Raw genomic sequence first — 18,272 nt, forward strand, 5'->3', positions numbered from 1 at the left:
CGGGAGCGCTCCCGGCGGGCGGCACGTCCGGCCGAGGGCCACGTCCGACTGAAGGCCACGTCCGGCCGAGGGCCACAGGGCCGCGTCCGGCTGAGGACGGGCTACTTGTCGGCGGTGAGCGTGCCGGCCGCGCCCCAGCTGTCCGTGGGAACCTCGTGGATCCACACTTGAACGGTCTCGGCCGGGATCTTGTACGCGTCGACGAACGCGTCCGTGACCCGCTTCACGAGCTCGCGCTTGAGCTCGACGTCGCGGGGACCCTGCTGAATGGTGACGATGGGCATGGCCAACTCCTGTGTCGGCGGCGGCTTCCCGGCCCTTCCGGGTCGCTCACCGGCGTGACCTCAGTCCATCGGATCCGTGCCGTGCGACCAAGAGGCAGACCGCGACCGCAGCGATCAGTTTTGGTGATCGCCGCTGGTCAGGGGCGCAGGGCAGCCGCCTGGGTCGCGGTACCGGCCAATGAGGCCCGGCCGGCTTCGACTTCACGGACTGTGGGTTGAGTTGCCGCAACGCCGCTCTCCGCGGCTTCACTCGCCGTGGTCTCATCCACCATGGCTTCCGCTGCCGTGACTCCGCTCGCCGTGGAGGCCGCGCACGCCTTCACGAACAGCTCGACCGTGGCCGATATGTGGCCGGCACCCACTACGAGACCGGTGGGCAGGGCGAGAGCGGGCCCACGCACCGGGCGGAAGGCGACGCGCGGGCTGTGCAGCAGGCGCGCGTGAGCCGCGTACACCACGGACCACAGCGAACCGAGCCCGATGGCGGCCAGGGTGTTCTGGAGCGAGCCACCGACCGGCCCCGGCACCGGCTCGAAGCCCGCAGCGTGGCAGGCACCCACTACGAGGTCGACCAGCGCCGGATTGTTGCGGCGGGCCGTGAGGGACAGCGGAAGCGCGGCCAGTTCCGAGAGCGCGATCTCGTCCTGGGCGGCAAGCGGGTGGGCCATCGGGACGGCCACGAGCAGCGGATCCTCCCAGAGCGGCAGGATCCGCAGGCCCGGCATGGGCTCGGGCGAGCGCACGAACGCGGCGTCGAGCCGCCCGTCGGCGACCCGCGCCAGGCGCTCCCGCGTGGGCACGGAGACCAGCTCGACCCCGGTGCCGGGGGCGATCCCGGCGAACGCCCCGAGCACCTGGTCCAGGTGCTCGCCGAGCCCGGCGCTGGTGCCGAGGCGCAGCGTGCCGCCCTCCCGGACGGCGGCCCGGGCCCGCTCGGCGGCGGCGAGGACCTCACGCGCGCCGGGCAGCAACCGCTCCCCCGCCGCGGTCAGCCGCACGTGCCGCGGCGAGCGGTCGAACAGGTCGGCCCCCAACTCCCTTTCCAGCCGCCGCACTTGCTGACTCACCGCCGACTGCACGATGTGCAGCCGCTCGGCGGCCCGGCCGAAGTGCAATTCCTCGGCGACGGTGACGAAGTAGCTGAGCTGCCGCAGTTCCATGCGGCGACTGTATCCAGGGGCTTCGGAGACGGGTGGCCCCCGTCTTCGCGCCAACCGGCCCTCGGGGGCAGGCGGCCTCGCCTGTACGTCCATGGGTCCTCGGGGACGGGCGGCCTGGTCTGTCCGTCCATGGGTCCTCGGGGACGGGCGGCCTGGTCTGTCCGTCCATGGGGCCTCGGGGGCGGGCGGCCCCATCCGTACGCCGACTGGTGCTCGGGGCGGGCAGTGCGGCTGCGCGACTGTGCGGGAGCAGTCGGCCTACGTGCAGTCCACCTATGTCCGATCCCTCTATGTGCGGGGCCCCTACGTGCGTCGCGTCTACACCGCCACCCTCCCCATGGGGCCGATCTCCATGAGGTGTCCGTGAGTGCGGTTCATGACCTGGGCGCACCGCACACGGGTGCTGTTGAATGACGGCCATGGTGTCGACCGATCGCTTCCTCGCCTTCGCCGCGATGTCCCTCCTGGTGATCGTGATCCCGGGCCCCAGCGTGCTGTTCGTGATCGGCCGCGCCCTCGCGCACGGCCGGCGCACCGCACTCGCCACGGTCCTCGGCAACGTCCTCGGCTCGTATGTCCTGGTGTGCGCGGTGGCGCTGGGCATCGGCGCGCTGGTGGAGCGTTCGGCGTCGGTGTTCATGGCGGTCAAGCTGGCGGGCGCCGCCTATCTCGTCCTGCTCGGGGTGCAGGCGTACCGGCACCGCAAGGACATGCGGCTCGGGGTGGCGGCCATCGGCGAGGTCGCGGCCGTGGTCCGGCCGGCCCACGGCGATCTGCGGACCGTCGCGGACGGCGTCCTGGTGGGCGTCACGAACCCGAAGGGAATCGTGTTCTTCGCTGCGGTGCTGCCGCAGTTCGTGGACCACACGGCCGGGCACCTGCCCTCCCAGATGCTGCTGCTCGGCCTGATCCCCATCACCATCGGCCTGATCACCGACACCCTGTGGGGCCTCGGCGCGGCGGCCGCCCGGGGCTGGTTCGCCCGCTCCGAACGGCGCCTTTCGTTGATCGGTGGGGCGGGGGGATTCGCGATGATCGGGCTCGGCGTGACGGTCGCGGCGACGGGCCGGGCGGACTGAGCGGCCGCACGCAGTGGCCGTACGCAGTAGCCATACGCCGTAGCCGTAGCCGTACGCAGTAGCCGTACTCAGTGCCGTGGACCCCAGGCCGCCGGCCTGGGCCGCCCGGGCTCTGCGGGCCGCCACCCGGTGGGATGAAATCGCCGGGCCGGGCCGGCGCCACCCGCTCGGCCGACCCGTCCGGGCCGACCTGCGACAGGAGCGCGTCAAAATCGGCGGCACTGGGGTCAATGCCACGTCATGGCGGGAGACCGGCACGGTGCCGGGGGCATAACTTCGGGCGTACGGGCGCATGACGCTTACGGCATCCGCACTTCCGCACCGGAGGACACCATGGACAGCCTCACCATCGAGGACGCCGACCCCGACGAACGCCGCCCGGCAGGGCCGCTCTACGTGCCGGTTCGGCTCGGCTCTGCCGGAGGACACCAACTGCGTTTCCTGCGCGACGAGTTCGGCACCCGCACCGCCGTCGGATTCACCAGCCCGGACCGGCTGCAAGCCGTCCTTGGCCGCGACCAGCGGTGGATCCGGCTCGCCGAGCCCGCCCTGAGAGCGCTTTCGGCCCCGCTCGGCGTCGACCGGGTGACGGTCGACCCCCTGCTCGCCCCGCCGGCCCCGCGCAGGCGCCACGGCCAGACCCCACCGCTGTGCGCCCGCCGGGACCACGCACTGAGCCACGACCACGCGCTGACCCACTAGCTCGGACGCACGTGCCGAGGGGTTGAGGGCCGCGAGAGCGCTGAAGGACCGACGACCCGACCTCAACCCTGGCGCACGAACTCCCCGAACCGTACGTCGTACGAGGCGGCCGAGGTCATGTCGGCGAGCAGCCGCACCCCTTCCTCGGCCACCTCGTCCCGCGACCGCTTCCCGAGCGTGCCGAACGCCTGCACGGTGAGCAGCGCGGTGCCGCCCTTCCGCTCCTCGATCCGCCAGAGCCCGGCGAGGAAACCGTCGACGAGAAGGGTGCGGTGGGCCTGGTTGCCGGTCCAGCCGCGCCCCTTGTACTCGGCGGGAACGACACGGGTGCGGTCGGCGTGCGAGAGCAGCAGGTTGTCGAACTCGGGCAGGAAGCGAGGCGGCGCCGGGGTGTCCTCGTCCGGCCGGGCGGCGTCCGGCAGGTCGAAGAGTTCCACGCCGTTCTCGTCCCGGAACGCCGCGAGCCGGGGCCGCAGCCGCTCGAAGACGGCCCCGAGCCGGGTGAGCCCGGCCCAGGTCTGCATGTCCTTGACCGAGGCGGGGCCGAAGGCGCCGAGGTAGCGCAGCACCGTCTCGTCGGGTCGCGGCACGGGAACGGGAGCCCGGCCGAGCCAGTGCTCGACGGTGGTGAGCGCGACCTGCCCGCTGCGCCCCCACACTCCGCGCGGAGTGACCTGGACCAGGGGCAGCACGCAGCGGGCTGCGACGGAGAGCGCGAACGGATCGGCGTCCGGCCACTCCTTCAGGAGCGCCTCGCGCAGCTCCTTCATGGTGTGCGGCCGCTCCTCGACCAGCGTCCGTGCGCTCGCGCCGAGCCGCTCCGTGTCCACCCCCGCCAGTCCCTTGCGGAACGCGTTCAGCTCGCGGTCCCGGGCGGCCTGTACCAGCGGGCGCAGGGTGAGCGCGTCGTCAGCGGTGTGGGTGTGGATGGTGGACCGCAGGGTGACGATCCGCACCACTTCGCGCGCCTCCATCAGCTCGGAGAGCGCTTCCGGCCGGAACCCGGCGAGCCGAGACCACAGGGCGAAGTAGGGCGGCTTCACGTTCTGCGCCTGGAGTCCGAGGAGATGGCCGACGGCGTCCTTGACCGAGAGCGCGTCGCTGCGTCGCAGCAGGAGCTGACGGTGGAGGGTGGCACGGTTGAGCGCGCGGCGCGAGAGCGGGGGCGGGGACGCGGTGCGAGTGCCGGTACCGGTGCCGGTATGGGAGGCCATGCGGGCACGGTAGCGATCCTTGCGGCCAGATCCTGTCCGCTTCGGCGGGAAGCGGACGGAAAGACGCACGAAGCCTCAGGAAGCCGCCCTGGGCCGCACCGGAGAAGGACGAGGGGGCGCATGGAGAGACACATGGAGGGAGCGCCACCCCGGGCCGGTGCATTTTGAGCCGTATATCCTGCTCCGAGAGCATTCCAAAGGCATTCCAAAGGCATTCCGAAGGTATTCCGAGGCTGTTCCCCGGGGATACGGACCGAGGTTCGCCAGCCTCCGGGCTGGTTGCAGAGCGGGAGGTGAGAACGTGCCCGACGGAAGGGACCGCCCCGCGCGGCCGCCGAAGAAACACGCGTGGCGCAGACAGCCCAGCGCCGACGCCCCGGCCTCCCCCGAGCCCGCACCGCCCCCGGAGGGCAGCGTGGCGCCGGCGACCGGTCGCGTACCGGAGAGGAACGCGAAGGGCGGCAGCATCGTGCAGTCGGCCCTGTACCGCGACGGCCGCCACATCGCCTCCCACGACACCCTCGCCGAGACGTTCCGCCGGCTGCGCGAGACGCCCGAGGGCATGGCATGGATCGGCCTGCAACGCCCCTCGGAGGCCGAACTCCTCTCCCTGGCAGCCGAGTTCGACCTCCATGAGCTGGCGGTGGAGGACGCCCTCGAAGCCCATCAGCGCCCGAAGCTGGAACGCTACGGCGACACCCTCTTCGTCGTGCTGCGCGCGGCCCGCTACCTCGACGCTCCGGAAGAGGTGGACTTCGGCGAGCTCCATGTCTTCGTCGGCCGGGACTTCGTCATCACCGTCCGGCACGGCGCGGCCCCCGACCTCTCGGCGGTCCGCCGCCGCATGGAAGACGACCCCGACCTCCTGGCCCTGGGCCCGGAAGCGGTCCTCTACGCCATTCTGGACGCGGTGGTGGACGGGTACGCCCCGGTCGTGGCGGGCGTGCAGAACGACATCGACGAGATCGAGACGGAGGTCTTCCGAGGCGACCCGGAGGTCTCGCGCCGCATCTACGAACTCTCCCGGGAAATGGTCGAGTTCCAACGCGCCACCCGCCCCCTGGTGGGCATGCTGCACGCCTTGATGGCGGGCTTCGCGAAGTACGGCACGGAAGAGGAACTCCAGCGCTACCTCCGCGACGTGGCGGACCACGTCACGCACATCAGCGAACGAGTCGACGGCTTCCGCCAGGCCCTGACCGACATCCTCACGGTCAACGCGACCCTGGTGACCCAGCAACAGAACGCGGAAATGCGGGCGTTGGCGGAGGCGGGCTTCGAACAGAACGAGGAGATCAAGAAGATCTCCTCGTGGGCCGCCATCCTCTTCGCCCCGACGCTGGTCGGCACGATCTACGGCATGAACTTCGAGAACATGCCCGAGCTGGGCTGGGGCCTCGGGTATCCGTTCGCGATCCTGCTGATGGCTGTGGTGTGCGTCAGCCTGTACTTCATCTTCAAGAAGCGCGACTGGCTGTAGGCGGACACCCTGACCCTTTGCCCCCTCCCCACGCACCGGCCCCCGGCCGCGACCGCACCGGTACCGTGCCCCCCATGAACGAGACCGGCACCGGAGATCCCCGGGCCTCCGCCGAGGACCGGGGTTTCCCCGCGTTCCACGCGGCGCGCTGCGGTGGGCTCGGTGCGCTGGACCGTCGGTTGACCGGGTGCCGGGCCTGTCCTCGGCTGGTCGCCTGGCGCGAGGAGGTCGCCGTGACGAAACGCGCGGCCTTCCAGGGCTGGGAGTACTGGGGCAGGCCGGTGCCGGGGTTCGGGCCGCACGACGCCCCGCTGGCGGTGGTCGGGCTCGCCCCGGCCGCGCACGGCGGCAACCGAACGGGCCGTATGTTCACCGGCGACGCGTCGGGCGATTTCCTCTTCGCGGCCCTGCACGCCGTGGGCCTCGCCTCTCAGCCCACGGCCACCTCGGCCGACGACGGCCTCGAGCTGTACGGGGTGCGGGTGACCTCCCCCGTCCACTGCGCCCCTCCCGAGAACAAGCCGACGCCTGCGGAGCGGGACACGTGCCGCCCGTGGCTGGCGGCCGAGATCACGCTGCTGAACCCTCGCGTGATCGTCGTACTCGGGGCCTTCGGCTGGCAGACGCTGCTGCCCGTCCTCGCCGACGCCGGCTGGCAACTGCCGCGCCCCCGGCCCCGGTTCGCGCACGGCAACGTCGTGACGCTGCGACGCGCAGAGCCGCATGACGCAGGGCCGGCCGAGGCTCGGCGGAACCAGGACGGCGGCCGGGCCACGGACGACCCCGAAACGCGGCGCAGCCAGGACCGCGGCCGGGCCACGGACGACGAACTCCATGTGATCGGCTGCTACCACCCCAGCCAGCGCAACACGTTCACGGGACGCCTGACCTCCCCCATGCTCATCGAGCTGCTCCAACAGGCAGCGGATCTGGCACATTTGGGCGGCTCGCCCCGAACGTGAGGGATCTCGGGCCGAGTTCACCTCGGCTCCGGCCGTGAGGGCGTTCGGGCGCCGGACCGATCGGCAGGCCGGGCGCTCTCTTATTCCTGGTGAACTCCCCTGCGCATGCGTCGAGTTGACGCACGGCAATAACTCAGCACCGCCCATCCCCGCGCCCCCCGCGCCGTAACAAAGAATTCATCCTCGACGGTGTGACTGGCATCTCAAGGACGGCCGTCAACTCCCCTGACCTGCGGCCATACGGATGATGCATCAAAGATGCAGGCGACCGGTTTGCGGGGAGGGAGGCCGCTGTATGTAATTCCCTCGTTTACAGATTGCGTGCGACCAACGGCGCACGCTGGCTACAGGGGGATGGCAATGTACGAGCAATTTCTGTCGGAAAAAATTGAAAAGCTGAGACGCGACGGTCAGTACAGATCGTTCGTGGAGATCAATCGTCGGGCCAACGCCTACCCGAGCGCGACATACCGCTCACCCGCCGGGGACGAGCAGCAGGTGACCGTGTGGTGCAGCAACGACTATCTGGGAATGTCGCAGCACCCCAAGGTCGTCGAGGCCATGCACCGGGCGATCGACGAGTACGGGGCCGGATCCGGCGGTTCGCGCAATATCGGCGGAACACACTCCCATTACGCGGCCCTTGAGGCTTCGCTCGCCGAATGGCACGGAAAAGAAGCCGCGCTCGTATTCCCCACGGGGTACAGCTCCAACGACGCGACGCTCCAGTGCCTGCTGCGTCTGCTGCCCGATCCCCTCGTGCTTTCCGACGAGTTGAACCACGCCTCGATCATCAACGGAATCTGCAGCACGAAGGCCGAGCGTCAGGTGTTCCGCCACAACGATGTGGACCACCTGGAGGAAATACTCGCCGGGCAGCCGCTGGACCGCCCGAAAATCATCGTCTTCGAGTCCGTCTACTCCATGGACGGGGACATCGCCCCGATCGAGCGGATCGTCAAGGTCGCGCACGAGTACAACGCGCTCACCTACCTGGACGAAGTACACGCCATCGGAATGTACGGGCCCCGTGGCGCGGGGATCGCCGCCGAGCTGAACGTCGATCACCTCGTCGACATCATCCAGGGCACGATGGCCAAGGGGATCGGCGTCATCGGCGGATACATCACCGGTTCGGCCACCCTGGTCGACACCATTCGCAGCTTCGCCTCGGGCTTCATCTTCACCACCTCGCTCCCGCCCGCGGTCGTGGCGGCCTGCCACGCCAGCGTGGAGCACCTGAAGACCTCCACCGCCGAGCGGGAGGCGCTGCGGTGCAAGACCGAGCTCCTGCGCGCCGCCTTGGCGCAGGCGGGGATCCAGGTGATGCCGCAGAGCACCACACACGTCCTGCCGGTTCTGATCGGGAACTCCGAGCTGTGCAAGCAGTCGGCCGCGCGGCTCCTCGAAGTGCACGGCATCTACCTGCAGCCGATCAACTCGCCCACGGTTCCGGCCGGCACCGAGCGGTTCCGCGTCAACGTCACGCCGAACCACTCCGACGACGACATCGCCCACCTGGTCCGCGCCCTGGACGAGGTCTTCACCCACTTCGGTGTGGGCGGGAGGAGCGTGTGATGACCGAGACCATGGCTCCGGTCCGCCACGCGGAGCTGTCCGACATCGACGAACTCGTGCGGCTGCGCGCCTACTTGCTGGACGGCGAGGACCACGCGAGCAGCGCGGACGGCGGAGCCGGCGCGGCCGCGCTCCCCTACACCGCGGCGACCCCCGAGGCGCGCGCCGCCTGGCGGGCCGGCTACCGGGCCTGGCTGGCCCGGACGCTGCCCCACGACCCCGACGTATGTGTCGCGGTGGCTCCCGGCCCCGGCCGGCTCCGCGCCTGCGCCATCGCCGTCATCGACCGGCGTCCCCCTTCGCCCGCCTACCCCAGCGGCCGGGTGGCCTGGATGCAGTCCCTCGTCACCGATCCCCGGGACCGGGGCCACGGCCTCGGCACCGCGGTGATCGACCACCTCTTCGACTGCGCGCTGACGCGCGGTGCGGACGTCGCCGTGATGCAGAGCGCCAGCGGGGCCGTGGACTTCCACCGCCGGGCGGGCTGGCTGCCCACCGGCGAAGGCCTCTACCACCAACCGGTCACCCCGAACAGGAAGGCATGACCCCTGTGGACACCGTCAAAGTACTGATCACCGGCATGGGCTACGCCGGTACGCGGTTCCTGAGCGCGCTGCGCAGCCTCTCCGGCCCGCTCGAACTCGGCGTCGACATCGAGATCGCGTACCACGCCCGGCACCGCACCATCGAGGACGTGCCGTACTTCGCCACGGTCGAGGGCGCCCTCGACGCCTTCTCGCCCGATCTCGTCATCGTCGCGGTGACCGACTCGGCGCACGCGGAGATCCTGACGCGCCTGGCGGGCTACCGGGGCTTCGTCCTGGCCGAGAAGCCGCTCACCTCCGTGCACGACGACCTGGACGCCGTGGCATCGGCGCTGAGCGAGGTCTCCGGGTTCAGCGTGGACCTGGTGGGACGGTACTCGGAGGCGAGCACGGCCCTCCATGACTACGTACACCGCCACCGGCTCAACCTCGTTCGCGCGCATGCCACTTGGGGCAAGAACCGCATCAACGACCACCGGCCCACGGTGGGGGTCACGAGCGAAGTGATCCATTCCCTGGACCTGGTTCAGCGTCTCGCCCTCGACGGCGCCCAGCTCCAGTTGCGCAACGCCGTCGGCGTCTGCTCCGACTACTCCGTCTCCGGTCCCGACGTCCTCGACAGCGTGGCCCTGACGGCCCAGCTGGGCGACGCCGTGGTGAGCTGCTACAGCAGCTTCGTCAACGTCACCCGCCAGCGCACGATCGACTGCACCTTCCGGGACCACGAGGGCGGTCTGGTCTACGCCGCCGCCGAGTACTCCAACCCCACCTGGGACGCCGACCAGTTGAGGATCTGGCGGGTCGTCGACGGCCGGGAGGAGACGCTCTGCGAGGTCGACACCCGCCACGACCCCGTCCCCGAGGGGTTCGACACCATCGTCGGGCTGCGCCGCGTCGTCGCGGACGCCGTGCGCTTCGCCCACGACCGGCAGCAGCCCGTGGTGCCGTTCGCCGGCATCGAGGAGTCCGTACGGCTCCAGCGGCTCCTCAACGAGATCGAGAAGACAGCCGAGTTGACGGGACCGGTCGGCTACTTCCCCGACGGCCGGCAGATCAGCACCGAAACCGACTTGGAGCGCCTCGGATGAGCGCCACACAGACGGCGTCCGGCACCGCTCGGGCGCGGGACGGCCGCGGCAGGTTCATCCCGCTGCTCGCGCTGGGCACCTTCGCGCTGGGTGTGGACGCCTACGTCATGGCCGGCCTGCTGCCCCATGTGTCGCGGGACCTGGACGTCTCGGCGTCGTCGGCCGGGCAGATGGTCACCGTGTTCACGCTCTGCTACGCGCTGGGCGGACCGGTGTTCGCCACCCTCCTGGCCAAGCGGTCGGCGAAGGTGGTGCTCGGCGTGGCGCTGGTGGTCTTCACCCTCGGCAACGCCCTGACCGCTCTCGCCCCGACGCTGCCGGTCCTCCTGATCGCCCGCGCGGTCGCGGGGGTCGGGGCGGGGGTGTACTCGCCCATAGCCGCCGCCACGGCGGCCGGCCTCACCACTCCGGAACGGCGTGGTCGCGCTCTCGCCACCGTCATGGGCGGGCTGAGCATCGGCACCGTGATCGGCGTCCCGGTCGGCATGCTCCTCGCCTCGCACATCGGGTGGCGCGGCACGCTGTGGCTGATCACCGCGCTCGGCGTGGTCGCCCTGATCGGCATCGTGCGGCTGCCGAAGATCGAGGTCAGCCCGCCGCCGCCGCTGGGGCAGAGGGTGCGCGCCCTCGCCAGCGGCCGGGTCGCCGGCATCGTCTCCGTCTCGCTGCTCGGCGGCATCGCCAGCCTGGGCCTCTACACCTACCTCGCGGAGTTCCTCCTCGACGCCGCGCACACCCACCAGACGGTCTGGGCGATGTGGGCCTGGGGTGCGGGAGGCATCATCGGCAGCCTCCTCATCGGCCGTGTCGTGGACCGGACCCGGCGCCCGTTCGCCGCGGTCACCTGGATCCTGGTCCTCATCGTGGCCGCCCAGTTCGCCCTGCCCGCCGCCGCTCACGCCGCCGCGGTCCTGGCCGTCGTTCCCCTCGTCATCTGGGGTGCGGCCGGGTGGGCCGTACAGGTGCCGCAGCAGCACCAGCTCATCGCGGCCCAGCCCCAACAGGCCACCGTGGCCGTGTCGTTGAACAGTTCCGCGGTCTATCTCGGCAGCGGCATCGGGTCCGCGCTCGGCGGCCTCGTGCTGAGCCTCGGCGCGGCGCCGGGCGCGCTGCCGTACTACACGGGTGCGCTCACCGTGGTCGCCCTGATCCTGCACCTGACCGTCGTACGAGGCGCCACCCGGCGCGCGGCGAACGCGGCCACAACACCCTGACCTGGGCAAATGGTCGTAGTTGGCTAATATTGACCCCATGGATATCGGGCTGCGTCACTTGCAATGCTTCCTCACTCTGGCCGAGGAACAGCACTTCACCTGGGCCGCCGACCGGCTCGGTATCTCCCAGCCCACGCTCAGTCGGCACATCCAGCGGCTGGAGGGGGTGCTGGGCCGGGCCCTGGTGGACCGCAGCACCCGTCACCCCCGCCTCACCGCCGAGGGGCACCGGCTGCGGGCCGATCTCCAAGTCCTGCTGCCCCAGCTGGAGTCGGCGCTCCAGCCACCCGAGCCGCGGCCCTCGCTGCGGCTCGGCTACGCCTGGGGCTACCCCCTCCAGCGCGGCCGCCAGGCACAGGCCACGCTGGAGGAACGCCATCTCGTCCTCGTGCAGACCGTACGCCGGGACGACCGCACCGCCGGGCTGCGCGAGGGCGCCGTCGACGCGGCCCTGCTGTGGGGCACCGTCAGCGATCCGCGCCTGGTCACCACCGAGATCCTGCGGGAGCCGCACATCGCGGCGATCGCCCGGACCTCCACGCTGGCCGTCCGCGAGCGCGTCACCTGGCGCGACCTCGGGCGCCGCTGCCTCATCGTCAACACCGTGAGCGGCACGCTCAGCGCGCAGGACTGGCCGGCCGACGCCACCCCGGAGATCGGCGCGGAGACCTCCAACATCGAGGAGTACCTGCACGCGGTCGCCGGCCGGCGTGGTGTCGGGGTGCTCCCGGTGTCGGTGGCGGCGCAGCATCCGGATCCGGACATCCTGTACCTGCCGCTCACCGGCGCCCCGCCCGCGGTCCTGACCTACGCCTACCCCCGCAGCAACCCCCACCCCTACGCCGCCACCTTCGGCCAGGCGCTGCGGCAGAGCCGGGCCGAAGAGCGGCCGTACGAGACGGCCGGGTCGGCGGCGGCCAAGGGGTGAGGGCCGCTCACGCCTCGAACCGGTACCCCATCCCCGGCGCCGTGATCAGATAGCGCGGATGCGAGGGGTCGGATTCGAGTTTGCGGCGCAGCTGGGCCATGTACACGCGGAGGTAGTTGCTCTGGGTGCGGTACGTGGGGCCCCACACCTCCTGGAGGAGGCGGCGCTGGGTGACGAGCGTGCCCCGGTTGCGGATCAGGACTTCCAGGAGGTGCCACTCCGTCGGGGTGAGCCGCACGTCGTGGCCGTCGCGCCTCGCCTTCTTCGCGAGGAGGTCGAGGGTGAACGTCCGCGTGGTGACGACTGCCCCGTCGGCGCTCTTCGCCGCCGGTCCCACCCTGCGGGTCGCCACCCTGAGGCGGGCCAGCAGTTCGTCCATGCTGAACGGCTTGGTGATGTAGTCGTCCGCGCCCGAGTCGAGCGCCTGGACCTTCTCGTCGGACGTGGTGCGCGCGGAGACCACCAGGATCGGCGCGCGGCAGCAGGTCCGCAGCCGTCTCATCACCTCGATGCCGTCCATGTCGGGCAGCCCGAGGTCGAGCAGGACCGCGTCCGGGGGCTGTGCGGCGGCGAGTTGGAGGGCGGTGGCGCCGTCCCGCGCCGAGTCGACCTCGTACTTGCGCGCCTTGAGGTTGATCTCCAGCGCCCGTACGAGCTGCGGTTCGTCCTCCACCACCAGCACCCGGGTCATCGGCGTGCCGCCCTTTCCACGACGCGTAAGTGGCTCACTTCTGGATGAGTTCCCTCAGTGCGATGTTGAGCTTGAGGACGTTGACGCCGGGCTCGCCCATGAAGCCGAGGACGCGGCCGTCGGTGTTGTCGGCGACGAGCTTCTCGACCTGCGCGACGCCCAGGTGGTTCCTCTCGGCGACCCGGTGGACCTGGATCCTCGCGTACGCCGGGGAGATCTGCGGGTCGAGTCCCGAGCCGGAGGAGGTGACCGCGTCGGCGGGCACATCGGCCGGGTCCACCCGGTAGCCGGGGACGGAGTTGTCCTTGACGACCGCTTCCTTGGCGTCCTTGACCTGCTGGATCAGCTTGTCGTTGTCGCCGGAGAGGTTGGTCGCGCCCGACACCAGCAGGCTGTACCGGGTATTGACGCTGTTGGTGCCGAGCCCGTTGGAGGGGCGCGGCTGGAACCACTTCAGGTCCGGCAGCGCGGCCTCGTCGGAGTTGTCCGGGTCCTTCTTCGGGAGGTCGTACCGCTGCCCTATGAGCGCGGAACCGACCACCTGGCCACCGGACTTGAGCTCGGAGCCGTTCGCCTTGCCGCTGAACGCCAGCTGCGCGACGCCGGTGACGACCAGGGGGTAGATCACTCCGCAGACGACCGTCAGGACGAGCAGGGCGCGCAGGCCGGCGCCGAGCAACCGGGCCGTGTTTCCAACAGAGTTGTTCATGGTCTCAGCACGCTTTCGAGGGGTTACAGCCCGGGGATGAGGGAGATGAGCAGGTCGATGATCTTGATGCCGATGAACGGGGCGATCAGGCCGCCGAGCCCGTAGATCCCGAGGTTGCGCCGGAGCATCCTGTCGGCGCTGGTCGGCTTGTAGCGCACGCCCTTGAGGGCCAGCGGTACGAGGGCGATGATGATCAGCGCGTTGAAGATCACCGCGGCGAGGATCGCGGACTCGGGGCTGTGCAGGCTCATGATGTTGAGCTTGTCGAGGCCCGGGTAGACCACCGCGAACATCGCCGGGATGATCGCGAAGTACTTCGCCACGTCGTTGGCGATCGAGAAGGTCGTCAACGCCCCACGGGTGATGAGGAGTTGCTTGCCGATCTCGACGATCTCGATGAGCTTGGTCGGGTTGGAGTCGAGGTCGACCATGTTGCCGGCCTCCTTCGCGGCCGACGTACCGGTGTTCATCGCCACACCCACGTCCGCCTGCGCCAGCGCCGGGGCGTCGTTGGTGCCGTCGCCGGTCATCGCGACCAGCTTGCCGCCGGCCTGCTCCCGCTTGATGAGCGCCATCTTGTCCTCGGGGGTGGCCTCCGCGAGGAAGTCGTCCACGCCCGCCTCCTCGGCGATCGCCTTCGCGGTCAGCGGGTTGTCACCCGTGATCATGACCGTCTTGATGCCCATGCGGCGCAGCTCGTCGAACCGCTCCCTCATGCCCTCCTTGACGACGTCCTTGAGGTGGATGACACCCAGGACACGTGCGCCGTCCGCGTCTTCCACAGCCACAAGCAGCGGCGTGCCACCAGCCTGGGAAATCCGGTCGGTGAGTGCCTGGGCGTCTTCCGCGACACTGCCGCCCTGCTCCTTGACCCATGCGACCACCGAACCGGCCGCGCCCTTGCGCACCTTGCGTCCGTCCACGTCCACGCCCGACATACGGGTCTGGGCGGTGAAGGCCACCCACTCCGCGCCGGTCAGCTCGCCCTGGTGACGTTCGCGCAGGCCGTACTTCTCCTTCGCGAGCACCACGATCGAGCGGCCCTCGGGCGTCTCGTCGGAGAGCGAGGAGAGCTGGGCCGCGTCCGCGACCTCGGCCTCGGTGGTGCCGCCGACCGGCACGAACTCGGACGCCTGGCGGTTGCCCAGGGTGATGGTGCCGGTCTTGTCCAGGAGCAGCGTCGACACGTCTCCGGCCGCTTCGACCGCCCTGCCGGACATGGCCAGTACGTTGCGCTGCACCAGGCGGTCCATGCCGGCGATGCCGATCGCGGACAGCAGCGCGCCGATGGTGGTCGGGATCAGACAGACGAGGAGTGCGGCCAGCACGATCATGGACTGCTCGGCCTTCGCGTACATCGCGAAGGGCTGGAGGGTGACGACCGCGAGCAGGAAGACGATCGTGAGGGACGCGAGCAGGATGTTGAGCGCGATCTCGTTCGGCGTCTTCTGCCGCGCCGCCCCCTCGACCAGGTTGATCATCCGGTCGATGAACGTCTCGCCCGGCTTGGTCGTGATCTTGATGACGACGCGGTCCGAGAGCACCTTCGTGCCGCCGGTCACCGCGCTGCGGTCACCGCCCGACTCCCGGATGACCGGGGCCGATTCGCCGGTGATCGCCGACTCGTCGACGGAGGCGACCCCCTCGACCACATCACCGTCGCCGGGGATGACGTCACCGGCCTCGCAGACCACCAGGTCGCCGATCCTGAGCTCGGTACCGGGGACCTGCTCTTGCGAACTCCCGTTCAGGCGACGGGCGATGGTGTCCGTCTTGGCCTTGCGCAGGGTGTCCGCCTGCGCCTTGCCCCGGCCCTCCGCGACGGCTTCCGCCAGGTTGGCGAAGATCGTGGTCAGCCACAGCCAGGCGGCGATCGCCCAGCCGAACCAGTCGCCGGGGTCCTTGATCGCGAGGACCGTGGTGAGCACGGACCCGATCTCCACCACGAACATGACCGGGGACTTGACCATCACGCGCGGGTCGAGCTTCTTCACCGCGTCGGGGAAGGACCTGACCAGCTGCTTGGGGTCGAACATGCCGCCCCCGACCCGTCCGGCCCCGGGCTTGTGCCCGCCGGGGAGGTCGTCGTGGGGCGCGCGGGTGGGTGTCGCGGTGGACATGGAGCCGGGCTCCTCGTGCTTCTTCGTGCCGAAGGAGCCGGGCTCCTGCGACTTCTTCGTGTCGGTGGTCATGACGCGAGGCCTTCCGCGAGGGGGCCGAGGGCCAGTGCCGGGAAGTAGGTCAGACCCGCGACGATCATCACGGTGCCGACCAACAGGCCGGTGAACAAAGGCTTGTTGGTGCGCAGGGTGCCCGCCGTCTCCGGGACCGGCGTCTGCTCGGCGAGCGAGCCCGCGAGGGCGAGCACGAACACCATGGGGACGAACCGGCCGAGCAGCATGGCGAGTCCGATGCTGGTGTTGAACCACGGGGTGTTCGCGTTGAGGCCGGCGAAGGCCGAGCCGTTGTTGTTGGCGCCCGAGGTGTAGGCGTACAGGACCTCGGAGAATCCGTGCGCGCCCGAGTTGGTCATCGAGGTCAGCGTGGACGGCATGGCCATCGCGATCGCCGTGAAGATGAGGACGAGGGCCGGGGTGACGAGGATGTAGCAGGCGGCGAACTTGATCTCGCGGGTGCCGATCTTCTTGCCGAGGTACTCGGGGGTGCGCCCCACCATCAGGCCCGCGATGAACACCGCGATGACCGCCATGATCAGCATGCCGTAGAGCCCGGAGCCGGTGCCGCCGGGGGCGATCTCGCCGAGCTGCATCCCCAGCATGGTGATGCCGCCGCCGAAGCCGGTCAGCGAGGAGTGGAAGGCGTCCACCGCGCCGGTCGAGGTGAGGGTGGTGGCGACCGCGAAGATGGAGGACCCGCCGATTCCGAACCGGTTCTCCTTGCCCTCCATGGCGCCGCCCGCGAGGTCGAACGCGGGGCCGCCGTGGTGGAACTCGGTCCACATCATCAGCGCGGTGAACCCGAACCAGATCGTCACCATCGTGGCGAGGATGGCGTAGCCCTGCTTGAGGGAGCCGACCATCCTGCCGAACGTGCGGGTCAGCGCGAACGGGATCACCAGGATCAGGAAGATCTCGAAGAGGTTGGTGAAGCCGTTGGGGTTCTCGAAGGGGTGGGCGGAGTTGGCGTTGAAGTAGCCGCCGCCGTTGGTGCCCAGCTCCTTGATCGCCTCCTGCGAGGCGACCGCTCCCCCGTTCCACTGCTGGGAGCCGCCCATGAACTGCCCGACCTCGTGGATCCCCGAGAAGTTCTGGATGGCGCCGCAGGCGACCAGGACGACCGCGCCGATCACCGAGATCGGCAGCAGGATACGGACGGTGCCGCGCACCAAGTCGGCCCAGAAGTTGCCCAGTTCACCGGTACGGGAGCGGGCGAAGCCGCGTACCAGCGCGACGGCGACGGCGATGCCGACGGCCGCCGACACGAAGTTCTGCACCGCGAGGCCGCCCGTCTGCACGACGTGGCCCATGGCCTGCTCGCCCGAGTACGACTGCCAGTTGGTGTTGGCCACGAAGGAGGCGGCCGTGTTGAAGGCCTGGTCCGCCGGGATCGAGACGAAGCCGAGCGAGCCGGGCAGCGAGCCCTGCAGGCGCTGCATCAGATACAGGAAGAGGACGCTCACCAGGGAGAAGGCGAGGACGCCGCGCAGATAGGCGGGCCAGCGCATCTCGGTGGACGGGTTGGCGCCGATGGCCTTGTAGATCCACTTCTCGACGCGCAGATGCCTGTCGGAGGAGTAGACCCGGGCCATGTAATCGCCGAGGGGACGGTACGCCAGGCCCAACGCCACGGCCAGAGCCAGGAATTGGAGCACGCCGGCAACAACAGGAGACATGGCGGGACTCAGAACCTCTCCGGGTACACAAGGGCGAGGACGAGATAACCCAGCAGGGCGACGGCCACGATCAGGCCGACGATGTTCTCGGCAGTCACAGCTTTGCCACCCCCTTGGCAATGAGCGCCACCAGCGCGAAGACCGCGAGTGTGGTGGCGACGAAGGCCAGATCGGCCATCGTGGACTCCTCAGAGAGGCTCGAAATGAACGGACACCCTGAGGAAACCTCCTCATCAGGCGCGTTCGGCCTCCGTTGACGTCCCTCTTACGGCCCGCCGCGACTCCTTGACGGGTCCCATACGCCCCTGGCCTCCGGCAACGACACGGACGGGGCAGGGGCGGGTGAGGCGGGGGGGCGCGACCCCCTTGGTCATACGGGCCCGGGGCGGCCGGCGGTGCCGGTCGCCCCGGGGTCGATCAGGCGGCGCGGCGGACCCGGGCCGCCTTGCGGGCCTCGGACAGCTCGCGGGACTCACCGGCACGGCGCGAGTTCCCGGTGCGGCCGGCGGACTGGCCACGGGCGGTGCCGCGACCGCGGAAGGGGGCCTGGCCGCGCTGCTTGGGGCGCTCGGCCGAGGCCGCGGCGGGGCCGACGGGGATGCCGGAGGGCGCCTTGGCGCCGGTGATGCGGCTCAACTCCGCCTCGCCGGAACGGACTTGGGTGATGGTCGGGGTGATCCCGGCGGCCATCATCAGGCGGCTCATCTCGCGGCGCTGGTTGGGCGTGACGAGGGTGACGACGCTGCCGGACTCGCCGGCGCGGGCGGTGCGGCCGCCACGGTGGA

General features: G+C 70.4%; 16 protein-coding genes and 2 pseudogenes. 9 read left to right on the top strand and 9 right to left on the bottom strand.

Annotated features, from left to right (window positions below; all coding sequences use genetic code 11):
* Positions 1-101: 101 nt before the first annotated feature.
* Both dmpI and ACFYZA_RS34015 read right to left on the bottom strand, forming a co-directional pair.
* A complete protein-coding gene (gene dmpI / locus ACFYZA_RS34010) occupies positions 102-284 on the bottom strand; it encodes a 4-oxalocrotonate tautomerase DmpI (protein WP_382590468.1) in 183 nt (60 codons plus the stop codon).
* 311 nt (positions 285-595) lie between these two features.
* A pseudogene (locus tag ACFYZA_RS34015) lies at positions 596-1,444 on the bottom strand (LysR substrate-binding domain-containing protein); the annotation flags it as partial.
* Positions 1,445-1,863: 419 nt separating this feature from the next.
* Here ACFYZA_RS34015 and ACFYZA_RS34020 point away from each other — a divergent pair.
* Complete coding sequence (locus tag ACFYZA_RS34020; RefSeq protein WP_388494454.1) at positions 1,864-2,523, top strand: LysE family translocator; 660 nt, start codon at positions 1,864-1,866, stop codon at positions 2,521-2,523.
* A 333-nt stretch (positions 2,524-2,856) separates the two neighbouring features.
* Positions 2,857-3,225, top strand: coding sequence for an SAV_915 family protein (locus ACFYZA_RS34025; RefSeq protein ID WP_382590474.1), 369 nt, complete (start codon positions 2,857-2,859; stop codon positions 3,223-3,225).
* 62 nt (positions 3,226-3,287) lie between these two features.
* Here ACFYZA_RS34025 and ACFYZA_RS34030 read toward each other — a convergent pair whose 3' ends face one another.
* Positions 3,288-4,439 (bottom strand): winged helix DNA-binding domain-containing protein, encoded by a 1,152-nt coding sequence (locus tag ACFYZA_RS34030; RefSeq protein WP_388494455.1) that lies wholly within the window; start codon positions 4,437-4,439, stop codon positions 3,288-3,290.
* Between the two features lie 301 nt (positions 4,440-4,740).
* Between ACFYZA_RS34030 and ACFYZA_RS34035 the strand changes: the two genes are divergently transcribed.
* From ACFYZA_RS34035 to ACFYZA_RS34065, 7 genes are all read left to right on the top strand, one after another.
* Positions 4,741-5,919, top strand: a complete 1,179-nt coding sequence (locus ACFYZA_RS34035) for a magnesium and cobalt transport protein CorA (protein ID WP_388494456.1) — start codon at positions 4,741-4,743, stop codon at positions 5,917-5,919.
* Between the two features lie 74 nt (positions 5,920-5,993).
* Positions 5,994-6,881 carry a uracil-DNA glycosylase gene (locus ACFYZA_RS34040; RefSeq protein WP_388494457.1) on the top strand — a complete coding sequence of 296 codons (888 nt, stop codon included), beginning with the start codon at positions 5,994-5,996 and terminating at the stop codon, positions 6,879-6,881.
* 360 nt (positions 6,882-7,241) lie between these two features.
* Positions 7,242-8,459: a 5-aminolevulinate synthase gene (gene hemA / locus ACFYZA_RS34045; protein ID WP_388494458.1), complete on the top strand. Its 1,218-nt coding sequence runs from the start codon at positions 7,242-7,244 to the stop codon at positions 8,457-8,459.
* A complete protein-coding gene (locus tag ACFYZA_RS34050; RefSeq protein WP_382590489.1) occupies positions 8,459-9,004 on the top strand; it encodes a GNAT family N-acetyltransferase in 546 nt (181 codons plus the stop codon). Before hemA ends, ACFYZA_RS34050 begins: the two co-directional genes overlap by 1 nt.
* The gene (locus ACFYZA_RS34055; protein ID WP_388494459.1) at positions 9,001-10,092 is read left to right on the top strand and encodes a Gfo/Idh/MocA family oxidoreductase; all 1,092 of its coding nucleotides are present in this window, start codon (positions 9,001-9,003) and stop codon (positions 10,090-10,092) included. Before ACFYZA_RS34050 ends, ACFYZA_RS34055 begins: the two co-directional genes overlap by 4 nt.
* Positions 10,089-11,306: an MFS transporter gene (locus tag ACFYZA_RS34060; RefSeq protein WP_388494460.1), complete on the top strand. Its 1,218-nt coding sequence runs from the start codon at positions 10,089-10,091 to the stop codon at positions 11,304-11,306. The genes ACFYZA_RS34055 and ACFYZA_RS34060 overlap by 4 nt, the downstream gene beginning before the upstream one ends.
* 37 nt (positions 11,307-11,343) lie before the next feature.
* Complete coding sequence (locus ACFYZA_RS34065) at positions 11,344-12,234, top strand: LysR family transcriptional regulator (RefSeq protein WP_382590498.1); 891 nt, start codon at positions 11,344-11,346, stop codon at positions 12,232-12,234.
* A 7-nt stretch (positions 12,235-12,241) separates the two neighbouring features.
* Here the strand turns inward: ACFYZA_RS34065 and ACFYZA_RS34070 are convergent, their stop codons facing one another.
* The 6 genes and pseudogenes from ACFYZA_RS34070 to ACFYZA_RS34095 all read right to left on the bottom strand — a co-directional run.
* Complete coding sequence (locus ACFYZA_RS34070) at positions 12,242-12,925, bottom strand: response regulator (RefSeq protein WP_388494461.1); 684 nt, start codon at positions 12,923-12,925, stop codon at positions 12,242-12,244.
* 34 nt (positions 12,926-12,959) lie between these two features.
* Positions 12,960-13,634, bottom strand: a complete 675-nt coding sequence (locus tag ACFYZA_RS34075; protein ID WP_388494462.1) for a potassium-transporting ATPase subunit C — start codon at positions 13,632-13,634, stop codon at positions 12,960-12,962.
* 23 nt (positions 13,635-13,657) lie between these two features.
* A complete protein-coding gene (gene kdpB, locus ACFYZA_RS34080; protein ID WP_388494463.1) occupies positions 13,658-15,826 on the bottom strand; it encodes a potassium-transporting ATPase subunit KdpB in 2,169 nt (722 codons plus the stop codon).
* Positions 15,823-17,487: a potassium-transporting ATPase subunit KdpA gene (gene kdpA / locus ACFYZA_RS34085; protein WP_388494464.1), complete on the bottom strand. Its 1,665-nt coding sequence runs from the start codon at positions 17,485-17,487 to the stop codon at positions 15,823-15,825. Before kdpA ends, kdpB begins: the two co-directional genes overlap by 4 nt.
* 8 nt (positions 17,488-17,495) lie before the next feature.
* The gene (gene kdpF, locus ACFYZA_RS34090) at positions 17,496-17,585 is read right to left on the bottom strand and encodes a K(+)-transporting ATPase subunit F (RefSeq protein WP_063801986.1); all 90 of its coding nucleotides are present in this window, start codon (positions 17,583-17,585) and stop codon (positions 17,496-17,498) included.
* A 319-nt stretch (positions 17,586-17,904) separates the two neighbouring features.
* A pseudogene (locus ACFYZA_RS34095) lies at positions 17,905-18,272 on the bottom strand (RNA helicase); the annotation flags it as partial.

Source organism: Streptomyces sp. NPDC001828 (assembly GCF_042892175.1).
In the GTDB taxonomy this organism is placed as follows: Bacteria; Actinomycetota; Actinomycetes; order Streptomycetales; family Streptomycetaceae; genus Streptomyces.